The 15,225-nt window shown below is 45.9% G+C and carries 16 protein-coding genes; 7 read left to right on the forward strand and 9 right to left on the reverse strand.

From position 1 onward, the window contains the following. Positions 1–47 precede the first annotated feature (47 nt). Genes NF543_RS22200 through NF543_RS22210 form a run of 3 tightly spaced genes read left to right on the forward strand, consistent with a single transcriptional unit; the run spans position 48 to position 1,589 of the window. Complete coding sequence (locus NF543_RS22200; RefSeq protein ID WP_257670397.1) at positions 48–935, forward strand: M23 family metallopeptidase; 888 nt, start codon at positions 48–50, stop codon at positions 933–935. Between the two features lie 29 nt (positions 936–964). Further along, the gene (locus NF543_RS22205; protein ID WP_257670398.1) at positions 965–1,396 is read left to right on the forward strand and encodes a bactofilin family protein; all 432 of its coding nucleotides are present in this window, start codon (positions 965–967) and stop codon (positions 1,394–1,396) included. Then, positions 1,368–1,589, forward strand: a complete 222-nt coding sequence (locus tag NF543_RS22210) for an AtpZ/AtpI family protein (RefSeq protein ID WP_257670399.1) — start codon at positions 1,368–1,370, stop codon at positions 1,587–1,589. Before NF543_RS22205 ends, NF543_RS22210 begins: the two co-directional genes overlap by 29 nt. 19 nt (positions 1,590–1,608) lie before the next feature. On the opposite strand, the gene NF543_RS22215 is transcribed toward NF543_RS22210, so the two are convergent. The 5 genes from NF543_RS22215 to NF543_RS22235 all read right to left on the reverse strand — a co-directional run bounded on the left by NF543_RS22215 (position 1,609) and on the right by NF543_RS22235 (position 4,878). Continuing rightward, positions 1,609–1,983 carry a DUF2784 domain-containing protein gene (locus NF543_RS22215; protein ID WP_257670400.1) on the reverse strand — a complete coding sequence of 125 codons (375 nt, stop codon included), beginning with the start codon at positions 1,981–1,983 and terminating at the stop codon, positions 1,609–1,611. A 96-nt stretch (positions 1,984–2,079) separates the two neighbouring features. Beyond that, entirely contained in the window at positions 2,080–3,048 is a 969-nt protein-coding gene (locus tag NF543_RS22220; protein WP_257670401.1) for a DUF5777 family beta-barrel protein, read from the reverse strand. A gap of 4 nt (positions 3,049–3,052) precedes the next feature. After that, a complete protein-coding gene (locus tag NF543_RS22225) occupies positions 3,053–3,595 on the reverse strand; it encodes a YceI family protein (protein WP_257670402.1) in 543 nt (180 codons plus the stop codon). Between the two features lie 34 nt (positions 3,596–3,629). Further along, positions 3,630–3,995 (reverse strand): hypothetical protein, encoded by a 366-nt coding sequence (locus NF543_RS22230; RefSeq protein WP_257670403.1) that lies wholly within the window; start codon positions 3,993–3,995, stop codon positions 3,630–3,632. 34 nt (positions 3,996–4,029) lie between these two features. Then, complete coding sequence (locus tag NF543_RS22235) at positions 4,030–4,878, reverse strand: hypothetical protein (RefSeq protein WP_257670404.1); 849 nt, start codon at positions 4,876–4,878, stop codon at positions 4,030–4,032. A 287-nt stretch (positions 4,879–5,165) separates the two neighbouring features. Here NF543_RS22235 and NF543_RS22240 point away from each other — a divergent pair, with 287 nt between their 5' ends. The 3 genes from NF543_RS22240 (at position 5,166) to NF543_RS22250 (ending at position 8,390) form a co-directional block, all read left to right on the forward strand. After that, positions 5,166–5,759: an RNA polymerase sigma factor gene (locus NF543_RS22240; protein WP_257670405.1), complete on the forward strand. Its 594-nt coding sequence runs from the start codon at positions 5,166–5,168 to the stop codon at positions 5,757–5,759. 9 nt (positions 5,760–5,768) lie between these two features. Continuing rightward, entirely contained in the window at positions 5,769–6,932 is a 1,164-nt protein-coding gene (locus tag NF543_RS22245) for an outer membrane beta-barrel protein (protein WP_257670406.1), read from the forward strand. Positions 6,933–7,178: 246 nt separating this feature from the next. Beyond that, positions 7,179–8,390 carry a TCR/Tet family MFS transporter gene (locus tag NF543_RS22250; RefSeq protein ID WP_257670407.1) on the forward strand — a complete coding sequence of 404 codons (1,212 nt, stop codon included), beginning with the start codon at positions 7,179–7,181 and terminating at the stop codon, positions 8,388–8,390. 23 nt (positions 8,391–8,413) lie between these two features. On the opposite strand, the gene ispF is transcribed toward NF543_RS22250, so the two are convergent. Next, positions 8,414–8,890: a 2-C-methyl-D-erythritol 2,4-cyclodiphosphate synthase gene (gene ispF / locus NF543_RS22255; protein WP_257670408.1), complete on the reverse strand. Its 477-nt coding sequence runs from the start codon at positions 8,888–8,890 to the stop codon at positions 8,414–8,416. A gap of 289 nt (positions 8,891–9,179) precedes the next feature. On the opposite strand from ispF, the gene NF543_RS22260 reads away from it, so the two are divergent. After that, positions 9,180–10,739: an SUMF1/EgtB/PvdO family nonheme iron enzyme gene (locus NF543_RS22260; RefSeq protein WP_257670409.1), complete on the forward strand. Its 1,560-nt coding sequence runs from the start codon at positions 9,180–9,182 to the stop codon at positions 10,737–10,739. 35 nt (positions 10,740–10,774) lie between these two features. Here the strand turns inward: NF543_RS22260 and glmS are convergent, their stop codons facing one another. The 3 genes from glmS to NF543_RS22275 all read right to left on the reverse strand — a co-directional run bounded on the left by glmS (position 10,775) and on the right by NF543_RS22275 (position 15,181). Then, the gene (gene glmS, locus NF543_RS22265; protein ID WP_257670410.1) at positions 10,775–12,610 is read right to left on the reverse strand and encodes a glutamine--fructose-6-phosphate transaminase (isomerizing); all 1,836 of its coding nucleotides are present in this window, start codon (positions 12,608–12,610) and stop codon (positions 10,775–10,777) included. Positions 12,611–12,784: 174 nt separating this feature from the next. Further along, positions 12,785–14,248 (reverse strand): DUF4270 family protein, encoded by a 1,464-nt coding sequence (locus tag NF543_RS22270; RefSeq protein ID WP_257670411.1) that lies wholly within the window; start codon positions 14,246–14,248, stop codon positions 12,785–12,787. 102 nt (positions 14,249–14,350) lie between these two features. Further along, positions 14,351–15,181 (reverse strand): glycogen/starch synthase, encoded by an 831-nt coding sequence (locus NF543_RS22275; protein ID WP_257670412.1) that lies wholly within the window; start codon positions 15,179–15,181, stop codon positions 14,351–14,353. Positions 15,182–15,225: the final 44 nt, after the last annotated feature.

The raw sequence follows: 15,225 nt of genomic DNA on the forward strand, positions 1-15,225 counted from the left end.
TGCAAAAATACCATTTATTTTGATACTTTGCATGGAAAGGAGAGACGTTGGCTAAACAAAGGAACAAACTTTCTAAAGCACTCAATTCACGCTATAAATTGGTGGTTCTCCATGAAGACACCTTTGAAGAGCGAGCTGCTTTCAGTGGCAAATTATGGTATTGGATCACTGGTGGCGTTTCGGCGGCGGCCATACTCGTCATCCTTACTGTTATTCTCATTCGTTCTACTTCCCTGCGTGAATACGTTATTGGCACATCGCTAAGTGTATACCAACGCAGCCAACTCGTAGATGCATATACACGTATCGACTCCATGGAACAATTGGCCTTAGCCAATGACATCTACCTCAAGAACCTACAGCAGGTAATCAGTGGTCGTGCAGGTGAAACCTTGGAAGAAGCCAGTGGGCAGCAAGTGAAGCACGAACATGATACAGCCGCTACACCCGCTGCCAGCGCTGATATCAGTCTTTCTGAAGACGAACTGGCCCTACGTGAGTTGGTGGAATCAGGGGCGCCATACGATTTAACTGAAAATCCGGGCAGTATACGTGCCGGTATCGCGTCCTATACATTTTACAGTCCGATAAAAGGTGTAATCAGTTCCAACTTCAGTCCCAAGGAAGAGCACTATGCGGTAGATATTGCCGTGAAACTAGATGAACCCGTGCGATCGACATTGAGTGGACATGTGGTATTTGCTTCCTACACGCCGGAGACCGGATACGTGGTTATTGTGCAACATGGTAATAATTTATTGTCACTTTATAAACATTGCTCCTCTATTATCAAAAAAGTTGGTAGTTTTGTGCGTGGCGGGGAAGTTATCGCCTTTGCAGGTGATACAGGTGAGCTGAGTACCGGACCGCACCTTCATTTTGAGTTGTGGTACAATGGCAATCCTGTAAACCCCACGGATTACATCGCTTTTTGAAACAACGTAATTACCTAAGCATAATAACCATGTTTGCAAACAGAAAAAATGAAAAGCAACTCGAGCAACGAGGGGGCACATTTAATTTGATTGCCAGTGGAACAGAAATCATTGGCAACATCAACACTTCAGGCGACCTTCGTATTGATGGTCAAATCACGGGCAACATCACATGCACTGCCAAATTGGTCATCGGCGAAAACGGAGTCATTAAGGGCAACATCGATTGTCATTCTGGCGAAATTTCCGGCACCATCCAGGGACAGGTAGTGGCAAGTGAAATCCTCCAACTTAACCATTCAGCAACCATAAGAGGAGATATTCAGGCCATGCGTTTCATCGTCGAAGATGGCGCTTCCATAAATGGCCGTTGTACCACCAGCAAAAGCTTGGAATCGGTAAGCCATCTACCGGAGGTAAAACTCATTGCATATGAAAAGTCCCAAACCGTCGCCGAATAATGGATTGGGCAAATACGCCCACTTTACCGGTGTAGGGTTTCAAATGCTCGCCATCATCGGCATATTTACCTATATCGGCCACCGCATAGATAAATCGAGGAACGCCGACACACCGTTGTGGACGGCCCTGTTTGCGCTTGCGGGTGTATGCATCAGCATGTATACCGTCATTAAGGCCGTCACACGTAAGTGAGGGTTGGTCAGCAATGAAGCTATTTGCGCTTCCGGTTGATGATATTCAGGTAGATGGATAACAAGGTGACTATTGCGAAACTTATGGCGGTAATGAGGTCTACTAATGAAGAGTCTATATTTGCTCCGGTCAATTTATCCAATTGGTACTTGACGAAGGAATTAGGTAGGTTTTGTTCGCCCAACTTGGTTTTTACTTGCCACTGCCAGTCAGTAATGGGACAATATCCAATTCCATACCATATCCCTAGCAGCAGCCAAGAGCCCGCTGTAACCAACACACTGTACAGATGGAGCCTACGGGTGGTTTTCCATATCCATCCCAATAGGTTGAACCCAATGATAAGCAAATGGAGCAGCGTGAAACACCCATCGAGAATTTTTAACCAAATCATATCCCCTCAAAGGTATTGATTTTAAAAAAAACCTCGTAGGTTTCTGCAACGGGCTTCCGCACGGCAGAACCCATGAGGTTTAAATCACACTAGGCCTCACTCTGTCTTACCACCCAACGAAAACCGGCGGGAAATGGTAAATCCCCACCTGAATTGTCCCTTGGTCCATGATGAAGTAGTCTCTGGAATATACTGCATTTCCTGGATGGCTGTGGCATTGGTAAAGTTGAGATTGAATACATGGCCACCGGTTTCGATTTCCAGGCCCACGCCTAGGGGATTGTATAACGCTGTGATGGCATTTTCGTACTTTTCCTTGCTTGCTGCCGACCGGAAAGGCAGAAAATAATCCATCACTAGCGCCATACGCCTGCTCACCTTCAGTCTACCACCAATCCCCATGGCGAACAGGTCATTTTGATCATCGTAAGAGGCCGTTGTATTCCGGCGAATATAAGTAGGGTGTAGCGCCACGGACAAATTGGACCCGAATTTACGCGCAATGATGAATTGTCCTACTACATTCAGCCGGTCTGAAAACTGCCTGTATGATGTTGCCATATCGTCATTTACATCATCTGCCCCTACACCGGGAATGGTAAGGCTGGTATAAAACGTCACAGAGAGTGGCATTTTATCATCAACCGTCTGCCGTAGCAGCCTATATTTCAAGTTTGTCTCGTACAATTGCGATACTTGGGTAGCGCCCTTTGCACGAGCAATACCCACATTCAGATTATCCGAAATACCATATTCAAAACCAATCTTGATATCGGTGGAATTGTCCAATCCAAAGAAATTGGCAGCCCCACCATTTGAACCGGCGATATCTCCAAAACGATGGTCTACCTTAAAATCAAGCTCATGCTTGTGAATTGTTTCAATAGACTGACTATTGATGATACGCGTGGTCTTGAACGTGGCTTCTACCTCTTCACGCATATTGGCCGTACTGTCATTTGCCAGCGCCTTTTCCAAGTCGGTTTGCGCAAATATGGACAGGTGCAAAATCAAAAGACCGATTAGCGACAGGTATTTACTAGTATTTAATAAGGAGTTACGCATAGTTTTATTGCAATTGATACGTTGAGAAAACTTCTATTTCTACCACTTCGGCGATGTTCTTGACCACCACCCGTGGTATTTTAATGTTATGGTCGGCCACCTTCACATTGAATTTCGCATGTGCTGATATTTTGCCGTTTTTTACTTCTACAGTTGCCTTGGTGGTATAAAACTTCTTTATACCATGAATATCCAAATTTCCCGCTACCGTCACAGGATATTGACCATCTCGGCTCCAATCCAGCGCTTCGTTTATTTTACCAGCAAAGGTGGCATGCGAATATTTGTCACTTTCCATATAATTTTCATTGAAATGTTCTTGCATCAATCGCTTTCTGAATTCAAATGATTTGATTGCCACTTTGAAAGCGATTTCATTGGTTTTAATGTTAAGTGCCGATGATGCGTTACTGGTCTTTGCGGTGATATCTTCCAGTGGCGCCTCGGAAAAGAAAGATAGTTGGCTCTGCTTGTCTACCAAGATGTCCTGTGCCCCCGCACGGGGACACCACATCATCAGGAGCAACGAGATCCATAACGCGCTCATTGGTTTCGCTTGTACAAAAAACTCCATTATTGCATCAATTTTGTGGAGCGCCCTTGTCAATCCACGCCTTCAACAATTCCAATTGCCGGGAAGATAAGCTACTCCCCTGAGGCATAATCCTCCTTACAATGACAGCATCATTAATCAGTGCAAGGTTGCTTGTCACGGAGCTGTATCCTGAAAAAACCCATTTGCCTGTACCTTGCCCCGTGCCTGTATGGCAGCCGCTACAACTTGACTGGAACAACCCCCCCGCAAAGTTGGCATAGGTCACATTATCTACGGTTACATCGTCATTCCCTGGATCGGGTGTAGGGCTATCACTGTCCTTCCCGCAACCCGAAACAACAAGTAGGATAGCGCATAATAAGGCTGGGAATACTACTTTTTGGCTCTTCATATTGTGTGTTTTTTTAATTAATTACTTAGTTTGTTTATGGCATGGGGGCTTCCGGTGAATCCAGCTGCAATACGGGCCAAACCCCAGGGGATGGGAAACTGACTCCTTTATTCTCGCCTCGCATCGCGTCCTGGCCAAAATAATACAACGGCCATCCTTTATAGGTAAGCTGCATCCGCCCGTGCACCATGATCTCTGCAAAATCTTCGCGATTGGCGACACTCGCTACCGCTTTGATTTCCGATTCATAGATGGGCCATACGCCATTGTTACTGAAATCTGCGTTTGTGAAGTTGTTGGTATCATACCTATCGTTGACAAAACCATACAATGTCCGGCCATACGCGTCCACCAGGTATTTCGTCTGTCCCTCTCCGGGAGTCAGGTCGGCCGTATAGGATGTCCCATCTGCACCTACCAATTGATTCTGCACCAGCAATACGGAATAATCAGGTTTTGCCACAAACCAATTGCCTCCTACCCCATCTCCATTTACCTCACCGGCGGCTTCGTCACTGGCAAAGTAATAAAGTGGCCAACCCTTGTACGTGGTTTGCATGGAGCCATCCGCGCGGATATGGACTCCAATATCGGAGGCATCGATTTCCGCATTAATCCCAGCGTCACTGCTGTAATAGACAGGCCATGCTGATTCGCAGTTCCCCGTACATGCTGAATTCCCATCGGCATCGCGTGCAAAAAAATAAAGTGCATGGCCAACGCTATCGGTCAGCACTTGACCATATGTAGCATGAGCTCGCACTTGGATGCCTTTTTCTGGCATTTCTGGTTCAGCTGGATCAGAGTCGTTACAGCCGTGCAAGGCAACAATAGCCGCAATAGCCATCAAGAATCTGCTTCTTTTTACGTGATTAGTCATCATAGTCATTTTCAATTGTAGTGGTTAATATTAAATGATTCATTATATTTGGGGTACGATAACCAACTGGAAAAGGTTGCCAACTATAAAAAATAAATTAGTAACTCGCTTAAATCCGGCTATTTATGTTTTTGCAATTAAAGCAATTTGCATGCGATAGGTTGTAGGTAGGATGGAACACTTGCTTACGATACTGTAAGACTTTTCGAATGGATTCTTTAAAAAATTATTGTCTTCAAGCAACCTTTTGCATACATCAAACGTAGTGTAGGTATAATAAAGAAAAACGCTTGCCGACAACTCATGAAGAACTAATACAAAAGTATATTGCAGGTTGCCTAAGTCACGATAAGGAAAGCCAATATGCTTTGTTTAAGCATTTCCATAGTTATGCTATGGGGATATGTAGGCGTTATGCCCGCAACTCAGATGAAGCGTCTGATATTTTGAGCGAGAGTTTTTTAAAGGTATTCAACCATATTACTAAATACGATACCACAAAACCTTTCAAATCGTGGATAAGTAAAATCATTACCAATACCGCCATCGATTATTATAGGGCAAGTCTTAGGTTTTCGCCTCAAGAATATGTTGAAAACCATGAAGACAAGGGTAATGAGGCCGACATATATAGTAAATTGGCCTACGATGATTTGCTGGTCTTAGTCAGGGAACTAAGTCCAGCCTATCAAACCGTGTTTAACCTGTATGCTATAGATGGCTATAACCATCATGAAATAGCAGATCTATTGGGAATTACCGTCGGCACGTCCAAGGCAAATCTCCATAAGGCACGGAAAAAACTACAGGAGCGGTTGCAGGAATACGTTAGGACAACGGCAACTCAAGTAAATAAAGGACAGGAAGATGTTTCAAAAAGATAATGGAAGATAATGCGAGATAAGCATCCCATAGATGACCTTTTCAAAAAGGGGCTCAGCGATCCAAATATTCCTTTCGATGCAAAGGATTGGAAAGCGCTTGAAAAGAAATTGGCGCCACCGAAGAACCGCAATATAGCCAAACTTCTCTGGATTGGCGGTGCGGTCGCAGCCTCGTTGGTCATTGGCATGATATGGCTATTCTATGATGGCAGGGAATCTGTCACCACTACGAACAACACGGTCAGTAACGAATCGCCCATAACCAAACAAACTGAACAAGCGGATGAAAAATCCGATGATAAAACAGATGACACCCCAGATTCGCCTACGATAGCCCAACAACGTGTACCTACGAATGATATTCTTGATCTTGCACATGAAAATCGCTTCGGCGATCTAAGGACGAGCAAGCTTTTGCCTGTAGGTCGGTTATTCTTGCCCAATGGTTCATATACCGGTAAACTCCATGATGGTAAGGGAGTTGTTCAGCATACAGGCATTGCAGCCTTACCAGCAACCGTTCTCCGATCTGAGGCCGTGGTATCCGATGTACCAGCCAGCCCCAAACATACGGGTTGGAGCTTAAGCATTATGGCTGCACCTGACGTATCGGGCATGAGCCCAGTGAGTGGCAAACTCAGTGGTAACATCGGCATCACAGCAGCATACCAGCTTAGCAACCGCATCGGCATTAGCGGTGGGATTTTATATGCAAAAAAACGTTACCAGGCCGATTTCGATTCCTACAGGCCTGATGGGGGCTGGCCAGCCTATACGTATAGGCCAGATTTAGTAGATGCCGATTGCCGTGTATTGGATATCCCGATAAACATGACTTATACCCTGAAACGGCATGGTAATGCCACCTGGTTTTTATCAGGGGGGGTCTCTAGTTACATCATGCTCAATGAAACATACGATTTTATATCCTCAGGGAATGGCTATCCTTATTCCCGACGGTATGAAGTCAATAACGAAAATCAGCATATCTTCGGAATAGCCAACATTGCGGTTGGCTACCAACATAAATTCACCAACGCACTTGGCATCACTGTCCAGCCTTTTGTGAAGGTGCCTCTAAACAACATCGGCCAAGGCAACATTAAGTTGTACTCTACCGGTGTATCCATATCAGCGGATATTGACCTCACCCGCCGACGTACCAATCGTTGAACCGCTACTTCTTATTCTTTACATATTTTTCCAGCCATTGGTCCATTTCCCATAGGGTATGCAAGATGGATTCCTTGGCACGGTAACCGTGTAATTCTTTGGGAAGGAAAGGGTGATGAATGTATCAAATATGCATCTTTTTACATGAAAATAAAACCGGGTAACCATCAAGTTACTTTACGCCATCCAAGCGACTTAACTTACCCCAGCAAATGCCTACCTTTACGGCTGGATCCCATTTGAGGTATGCGAAAACCAAGACAATCTGCCCTGGCGTTTATTTTTATCACGGTCATTATCGATGTCATCGGATTGGGCATTATTATCCCCGTAATGCCAACACTGATCCAGCAATTGATAGGAGGTACACTTAGTGAGGCATCTAAATATGGCGGGTGGTTGATGTTTGCTTACGCGTCTACCCAATTCTTTTTTGCTTCGGTATTGGGCAATTTGAGTGACCGTTTTGGCCGGAGACCGGTACTGCTGTTTTCCCTGCTGGGTTTTTGTATCAACTATTTGTTGATGGGGCTGGCTCCATCAATCTTATGGTTATTTATAGGGAGATTGGTAGCCGGTGTAACCGGGGCTAGCCACACGGTAGCCGCAGCCTATATTGCCGATGTGAGCACACCTGATAAAAGGGCACAGAATTTCGGTTTATTGGGCGCAGCTTTTGGCATTGGGTTTATCATCGGGCCGGTACTGGGTGGGTTGTTGGGGCATTATGGACCACGCATCCCCTTTTTCGCAGCTGCCGCACTCAGTTTTATCAATTTTGCTTACGGCTATTTCATTGTGCCCGAATCCCTCACCAAGGAAAACCGAAGAGCATTCAGCTGGCGTAAGGCTAATCCTGTTGGATCCTTCAAACATATCCGGCGCTTCCCAGAAATCGGTACGTTGGTCATATGCATTGCCTTGGTTAATATCGCTGCACACGCTGTGCAAAGCACCTGGGCTTATTACACCATGGAACGCTATGGATGGAACGAACGGATGGTGGGCATTTCTTTAGGCTTCGTAGGCATATTGCTGGCTGTGGTACAGGCAGGTCTGCTACGCATCATCATCCCCAAAATCGGGGCCGAACGTAGCGTAATCATTGGGCTGAGCCTGTACACCATGTCGCTACCGCTCATGGCTTTTGCTTCCGAATCATGGGTGTTGTATGCAGCATGCGTACCTTATGTGTTGGCGGGCATAGCGGGCCCGGCCATACAGGGCATTATCTCCAACCGTGTGCCACATACCGAACAGGGGCAGATACAGGGTGGGCTCACTGGAGTCATCAGCCTTACGGCCGTGATAGGCCCACCGCTTATGACTTGGTTATTTGCCTATTTCACTAGAAAAGATACGGTCATCTATTTACCCGGCGCTCCGTTTATTTTGGGAGCAGTGCTTACGGGAGTTAGCGTCATATTGGCCATCAAGCACTTCATGAGGCGCGGATGATAAGGTGATAAAAGTTCGGTGATTCATTTACTAATCAAACAAACGGCGTAAGCGACCACGCCCTCTTGTCTGCCAATAAATCCCATGGTCTCATTTGTGGTAGCCTTAATCGAAACATCTTCTTCATCAATACCTGCCGCTGTTGCGATGTGTCTTTTCATTTCGGGGACATAGGGTTTTATTTTGGGGGCTTCAAGGCATAGCATCGCATCGATATTGCCCAACGTCCATCCACCTTCATCCAATAACTTTATGCATTCTTGCAATAAGATAAGGCTACTCACCCCTTTCCAACGCTCGTCCGTATTGGGGAAATGGTGGCCGATGTCCGCTAAATTGGCTGCACCCAGTATGGCATCGCATATGGCATGCACCAATACATCCGCATCGGAATGCCCAAAAGCACCGGAATGGTGGTCTAGCTGCACGCCACCCAATACAAAAGGGTGACCATCTTTGAGCTGATGTACATCAAAACCAAACCCCACTTTTATCTTCATCGTGATTTTGTTTATTCGTTTATTTGCTTATTCGTTTATGCGCTTATTTGCTAATTCGCTTATTTGCCTATTCGTTTATTCGCTCATTGTCAACTCAGCGAACGGCGAATCCGCAAAAAGCGAACTGGCGAATAAACAACCAAACATAGGCAAATGCCCGCATAATCTCAAATGGTATAATATTTGAGCATACTGTATCATTCAATTTTTATTGAAAAGCTATTTTAAGTTGCAATTAACTGTAATATTTTATTAATTTTGATACTTAGAAGTTGTCTAACTATACCAGATGAACATTACAAGAACTTATTTAATTCATTTTCTATTGTTACTTTTTTGCGGAACGCTTTTGAGCGCCTGCAAAAACCAGAGCGGTGTATCGCCGAAGACAGGCGTTGCATATAACGATCCCTATAATGGGGGGCTCCAAATCAACAGGAAAGTGAAGGAGGGCCCGGGACCAGGGTTGGTGGTCATTGAGGGTGGCACATTCGTGATGGGCGGTAGCCTTAACGAAGATATCACCTATGCCCATGACAATCTCAAACGCCGGGTAACGGTGGCATCGTTTTATATGGATGAGACTGAGGTGTCCAACGCCGATTGGCTGGAATACCTCCATTGGCTCAACCAAAATTTCCCTGACGACAAGGAACTTTACTACAATGCCATTCCGGACACCTTGGCATGGCGCCACCCGCTCTCATACAATGAACCCTATGTAGATCTCTACCTACGGCACCCAGCATACCAGGATTACCCTGTGGTTGGCATCACATGGGAACAAGCCAACGACTATTGCGTATGGCGCACAGACCGCGTGAATGAACATATCCTCCGTCAAAAGGGAGCATTGGTCGATTATAAAACACTTGCCGAATCGCAAGCACGCCCTGGTGAGCCATTCAATACCGACATTTACCTCAACGGGCAGTATAAGGGCGAAGGCATTGACGGCGAACAGATGCCGAAGGATAATACACCGGGTGCGGAAGATGGCGCACGTAGGACAGTAAGGATGGAAGATGGTGTGCTTAAGCAACCTTATCGTCTCCCTACAGAAGCTGAGTGGGAATATGCCGCTTTGGGGTTAGTGGGAAATACTGAATACGGCAACGTCGAAGGCAGCAAGGTCTATCCATGGAATGGATTGGGAGTTCGCTCGCCGAAAAGGCGTACCCAGGGATTGATGATGGCTAATTTCAAGATTACGGGAGGCGACAACATGGGCGTAGCAGGCTATCTCAATGATGGGGGCGATATCACTGTATCCGTTACCAACTACCTTCCCAATGATTATGGATTATACAACATGGCCGGCAACGTCAATGAGTGGGTAAGTGACGTCTATCGTCAACTATCGTATGAGGATTTTGAAGATTTCAATCCTTTCCGAGGCAACGTATATATGGACAAACAATATGAAGATGCCGAGAAAGGCATCATTGCTAAAGATAAATACGGCCGTCCCATAAAAGTGCCTGCCACAGCCCCTCGCAAGCAGACCTGGGAAGAACTGCAGGCCGCCACCAATGATTCCGAACAGACGGATTTCCAACACGATGTGCGGGGATTTGCCGATGAACCGAATGATGAACTTTATGGTGTAACCACTTTGGTCAATAACAAATCAAGGGTATACAAAGGTGGTTCATGGAATGACCGTGCTTACTGGCTCAATCCGGCCACACGACGTTATCTGCAACAAGATGAATCGAATGCCATGATAGGGTTTCGATGCGCGATGACATTGGTGGGCTCGCCTGAAGTAAATACGAGCGTGAAGCCCAGTTTCCCGGCAAATCGCTCCAAAGCACAAGGAGGCAAAAAAATATTGGGGATCTTCTAACACATCCGATAACAAAGAAACAAACGCGCCCCCAACTACTCCACTGTCACAGACTTGGCGAGGTTACGGGGTTGGTCTACATTGCATCCACGCAGAAGCGCGGTATGGTACGACAACAATTGTAACGGTACAGTGGCTAACAGCGGAAGGAGCGCCTCTTCGGCATCCGGAATTTCAATGACATAATCCGCCAATTCTCTCACGGCAGTATCCCCTTCAGTTACGATGGCGATGACCCGTCCCTTTCGGGCTTTCACTTCCTGTATGTTGCTGATAACCTTTTCATATGAAGAGTTTTTGGTAGCTATCACTACTACGGGCATTTCCTTATCAATCAAGGCGATGGGTCCGTGTTTCATTTCGGCAGCAGGATACCCCTCAGCATGGATGTAGGATATTTCCTTGAGCTTCAAGGCCCCTTCCAATGCCACAGGGAAACCGATACCTCTTCCTAAGAAGATGGCATTTGTAGAATCCTTGATTTCGGAGGCAATATATTGGGTAGCCTCATCACATTTCAAAGCCCTTTCGACTAATAAAGGTGCATCTTCAAGGGCGGTGAGCAGTTCTACCAGCTTGCTTTGGGGCAACGTGCCTCGCAGTTGTGCGGTATATAAGGCAATTAAGGTGAGTACCGTCACTTGGGCAGTAAAGGCCTTGGTGGAAGCCACCCCAATTTCTGGCCCCGCATGGGTATAAACCCCACCGTGTGTCAACCTCGGTATGGAGGAACCTACCACATTACATATCCCCAATATGGTAGCCCCACGTTCCTTCGCCAACTCCACGGCGGCCATGGTATCGGCCGTTTCGCCCGATTGTGAAATGGCAATGACGATATCTTTTTCCGTAATAATCGGGTTTCGGTACCTGAATTCGGAAGCATATTCTACCCCTACGGGTACACGTGCATATTCCTCGATAAGATATTCACCCACTAGACCTGCATGCCATGAGGTGCCGCAAGCCACGATAATAATCCGGTCGGCATTGCGAAGTTTCTCTGCATATTCTTTAATTCCGCCCAATTGCACTTTGCCTTCCTGCGGATAAATCCGCCCCCGCATGCAATCACGGATGGAGCGGGGCTGTTCATGGATCTCCTTAAGCATGAAGTGCTCATATCCTGCTTTTTCAAGCATCTCTAAATGCATTTCCAATTTTTGGATATAGGGCGTCTGCACTTCGTTATCGATGTTTTTCAGGAGCAATGCATCATCACTAATAAAGGCGATTTCCTGATCTTTGAGGTAAACCACATTACGTGTATATTCAATAATCGGGGAAGCGTCTGATGCGATAAAATATTCCTTTTCACCTATCCCTATAACCATTGGGCTACCTTTTCGTGCTGCAACCAATTGGTTCGGATGTTCTCGGTCGGCAATCACGATGGCATATGCACCGACCACTTGGGTGAGCGCAATTCGGACAGCTTCCAGCAAATCCGTGTTTTCCGCTTCCATGATATCTGCAATCAGATGGATCAGCACTTCCGTATCGGTATCGCTCTTAAACGTATGCCCTCTGCTCGCCAATTCTTCCTTCAAGGTGGCATAATTTTCTATAATGCCGTTATGCACGATCGCTAAGCGTTCGTCTTCCGAAAAATGCGGGTGCGCATTGCGGTCGGATGGTTCCCCGTGTGTAGCCCACCGGGTATGGCCGATCCCTACCCTTCCGCGCAAATCCTTGCCTTCGGCAAAGGCTTCCAAATCGGTTACCTTTCCGGCTTTTTTATAACTATTAATTCCTTGGGCGACAAGTGCGATGCCGGCGCTATCATACCCACGGTATTCGAGGCGTTTCAATCCTTTTACAATGATGGGCCATGCTTCTTTTTGGCCAATATATCCTACTATTCCACACATAGTTCAAATTTGTTTTTTTATTTCCTCATGCTTATAGACCGCAATGATGGATTCCGGTTAAGTTTCTTTGTAATTCAGCAATTATTTTGCCAAAGCTACAACAATTTACAAAAAAAAAGCATCCACCTACCGGCGGATGCTTTTCCATGTACCTAATATATTTCCATCCGTATATCAATTATCGGATGGGGTGTAATAGATATTCAGTTTCATCTTGAATTCAGCGCTATTTCCCCCACCTATGACAGCCCTGCTACCGGTGTTCAATCCCGGTTGGAAAGGAACCAAGGGATCGGATGTAGATGCCGGTGCGATAAAGAATTCACTGCTATTGATCTTTCCGAGGAGCAGGTCCTGGATATATGAAGTAAGATGGAAAACATACCGCTTCTGATCATTTTTGTAATCTCCCCCGAAAGCCATCCAATGACCGTATCGATACCAAAGGCTACGTCTGTCTCCTAAGAAATTGTTGCCACTGTTCCGTGAATCCCCATCGGGTATGGGCTGCCGCTGTCCAGCGATATCCTCCCGGTAAAGGGTAAGCCGGGGAGCTTGTGCATCAAATGTACTTCCTGACGTTTCGGAATCTACATAAAGTACCAGTTCCGCTTTATTTACGGCGATTCTTCGCCCTTTCAAGGAATCAATGTAAGGGATCTGCAGGCGGGTCCGGAGACCAGTAGGTGCCAGCAAATACAATGTTTCGAAATTGCCATTGGGATTACCCAATTGAGCCTGCACAGCCGCTGTATATTCATGTTTTACGGCTGAGGAAATCCTTGGGAACGTGGAACCCGTGGAGGTTTGCACGGTCGTTGGCAAAAACGTGCGGACAGTATCAATAGCTGCATCATCCCCCTCTTCTCCATTGGGTTGCCGGTAAGTAAGCTCGATGCCCGTCACATTGTTTACACCCCTGAAGGTAACTAATCCGCCAATTCCCTCCATTGCACTTTCATCCACCTGCAAATAAAGTCCTTTCACATGGCTATTGAAACCCACCTCGGTAGAAAGCAGGGCCGAATCAACCGATTCACTGAGCAGTCCTTTGAAAAAACTGGGTGAGAGTGCTATACGCAACTGAGGTTCGGCTTTTACTAAGGAATCTTTCCCATCGATATGCCTGATGACGCTGATACTGTCGGTGTTTTTATAAGCAAAGCGGTTGATTGTTCTAGACCCGATAACGTCTTCTTTAGCCATCCACTGTTTTGTGGAATACTCCCCAACCACATACACTTCATCCAATTGCCGAACCTGTAGCGGGAATGTGGAATTAACCGTATCTCCGAAGTACTCTGACCCATAAGGAAGTACAAGTATAACAGAATCTATCTCCGCATCGGAGCGGATACGGGGCACTGTTGTAGGCTTGCCAATGGCTAGCGCGAGGTCCGCTACGGTCTTTCCGATCACTGGATCATCAAACACCCCGAAAGTCGTTTGGCTGAACGAAGCCGACCGAGCACTGTCGTCGCGGAGCGTTACCGTACGCAGTGAAAGTGTATCCGTCAATACACCCACAACCTCCATATCTGGATCTACATCCAGTCCTATTCCAGATGGGTTTTTACAACTACCCAAAACAAAAAGACTTATCAACAGGGTCAATAAGTCTTTGGTATGATACTTCATTCGAATGCTGTTTGTTCTTTAAATGACCAAATGGAACATGCATGTTGGCTTGTCTTATTGGCAAACATGCATGTTTAATTAGCAAAGAAATTAAACCAAAAATTATGCTTCCACTTCCGTCTCAAGCTCCACGCTTGAAAACTGCTCGTAAAGGTTACAATAATTTTCGAATTCTTCGGTGTTTTCCAGCTCAAATACTGGAATATCGCCATTTTTAACAATATTTAACACTTGCTCATCCACGGCCTCGCCGCTAAGTACCACGGCATCCGAATAAGCCAACGCACCTTGATACAAGCCAGCGTAGTCGGCGGCACCATAAGGTGCTACATCATCGGCCGTCATATTGCCCGTTAATGCTATTTCCGCGAAATTTTCACCCAAAGAAGTGTCAAAATCTTCTTTATAAAGGGAATAAATCACTTTAGCATCCTTGAAAGTGGGGTCATCTTTATACGCGGTCTTCACATATGCCGGTATCAATGCACTCATCCATCCATGGCAATGGATCACATCCGGTGACCATCCTAATTTTTTAACAGTCTCCAACGCACCCTTACAGAAAAATACAGTACGCTCATTATTGTCGTCATAGAACTTGCCGCAGTCATCGCAAAACACATGCTTACGTTGGAAATATTCCTCGTTATCCAAAAAATACACCTGCATGCGCGCTGCCGGTATGGAAGCAACTTTGATGATCAATGGGTTGTCATTGTTGTCTACAACAATGTTCATCCCTGAAAGTCTGATAACCTCATGCAAACGGTTACGCCGCTCATTGATATTGCCAAAACGAGGCATCAAAATACGGATTTCGTATCCTTTTTCCTGCATAGCTTGTGGCAATTGGCGGGTGATTTCAGAAATTTTACTTAGTTCGAGGAAAGGCGACATCTCGTGGGTAACAAACAGTATCTTCGTTTTTGCCATCTCCAAATATTTGTTTTTTTTTAATTAGAAAAGTAAAATCGGTT

Origin of the sequence: Parapedobacter tibetensis, assembly GCF_024704835.1 — a bacterium.
Taxonomy (GTDB): domain Bacteria; phylum Bacteroidota; class Bacteroidia; order Sphingobacteriales; family Sphingobacteriaceae; genus Parapedobacter; species Parapedobacter tibetensis.

What these genes read in the sequence shown, in the direction of transcription:
- NF543_RS22235 (WP_257670404.1), bottom strand. Translation starts at nt 4,878, where the DNA reads ATGATGACTAATCACGTAAAAAGAAGCAGATTCTTGATGGCTATTGCG.
- NF543_RS22205 (WP_257670398.1), top strand. Translation starts at nt 965, where the DNA reads ATGTTTGCAAACAGAAAAAATGAAAAGCAACTCGAGCAACGAGGGGGC.
- glmS (WP_257670410.1), bottom strand. Translation starts at nt 12,610, where the DNA reads ATGTGTGGAATAGTAGGATATATTGGCCAAAAAGAAGCATGGCCCATC.
- NF543_RS22245 (WP_257670406.1), top strand. Translation starts at nt 5,769, where the DNA reads ATGCGAGATAAGCATCCCATAGATGACCTTTTCAAAAAGGGGCTCAGC.
- NF543_RS22250 (WP_257670407.1), top strand. Translation starts at nt 7,179, where the DNA reads ATGCGAAAACCAAGACAATCTGCCCTGGCGTTTATTTTTATCACGGTC.
- ispF (WP_257670408.1), bottom strand. Translation starts at nt 8,890, where the DNA reads ATGAAGATAAAAGTGGGGTTTGGTTTTGATGTACATCAGCTCAAAGAT.
- NF543_RS22230 (WP_257670403.1), bottom strand. Translation starts at nt 3,995, where the DNA reads ATGAAGAGCCAAAAAGTAGTATTCCCAGCCTTATTATGCGCTATCCTA.
- NF543_RS22270 (WP_257670411.1), bottom strand. Translation starts at nt 14,248, where the DNA reads ATGAAGTATCATACCAAAGACTTATTGACCCTGTTGATAAGTCTTTTT.
- NF543_RS22220 (WP_257670401.1), bottom strand. Translation starts at nt 3,048, where the DNA reads ATGCGTAACTCCTTATTAAATACTAGTAAATACCTGTCGCTAATCGGT.
- NF543_RS22275 (WP_257670412.1), bottom strand. Translation starts at nt 15,181, where the DNA reads ATGGCAAAAACGAAGATACTGTTTGTTACCCACGAGATGTCGCCTTTC.
- NF543_RS22225 (WP_257670402.1), bottom strand. Translation starts at nt 3,595, where the DNA reads ATGAGCGCGTTATGGATCTCGTTGCTCCTGATGATGTGGTGTCCCCGT.
- NF543_RS22210 (WP_257670399.1), top strand. Translation starts at nt 1,368, where the DNA reads ATGAAAAGTCCCAAACCGTCGCCGAATAATGGATTGGGCAAATACGCC.
- NF543_RS22260 (WP_257670409.1), top strand. Translation starts at nt 9,180, where the DNA reads ATGAACATTACAAGAACTTATTTAATTCATTTTCTATTGTTACTTTTT.
- NF543_RS22215 (WP_257670400.1), bottom strand. Translation starts at nt 1,983, where the DNA reads ATGATTTGGTTAAAAATTCTCGATGGGTGTTTCACGCTGCTCCATTTG.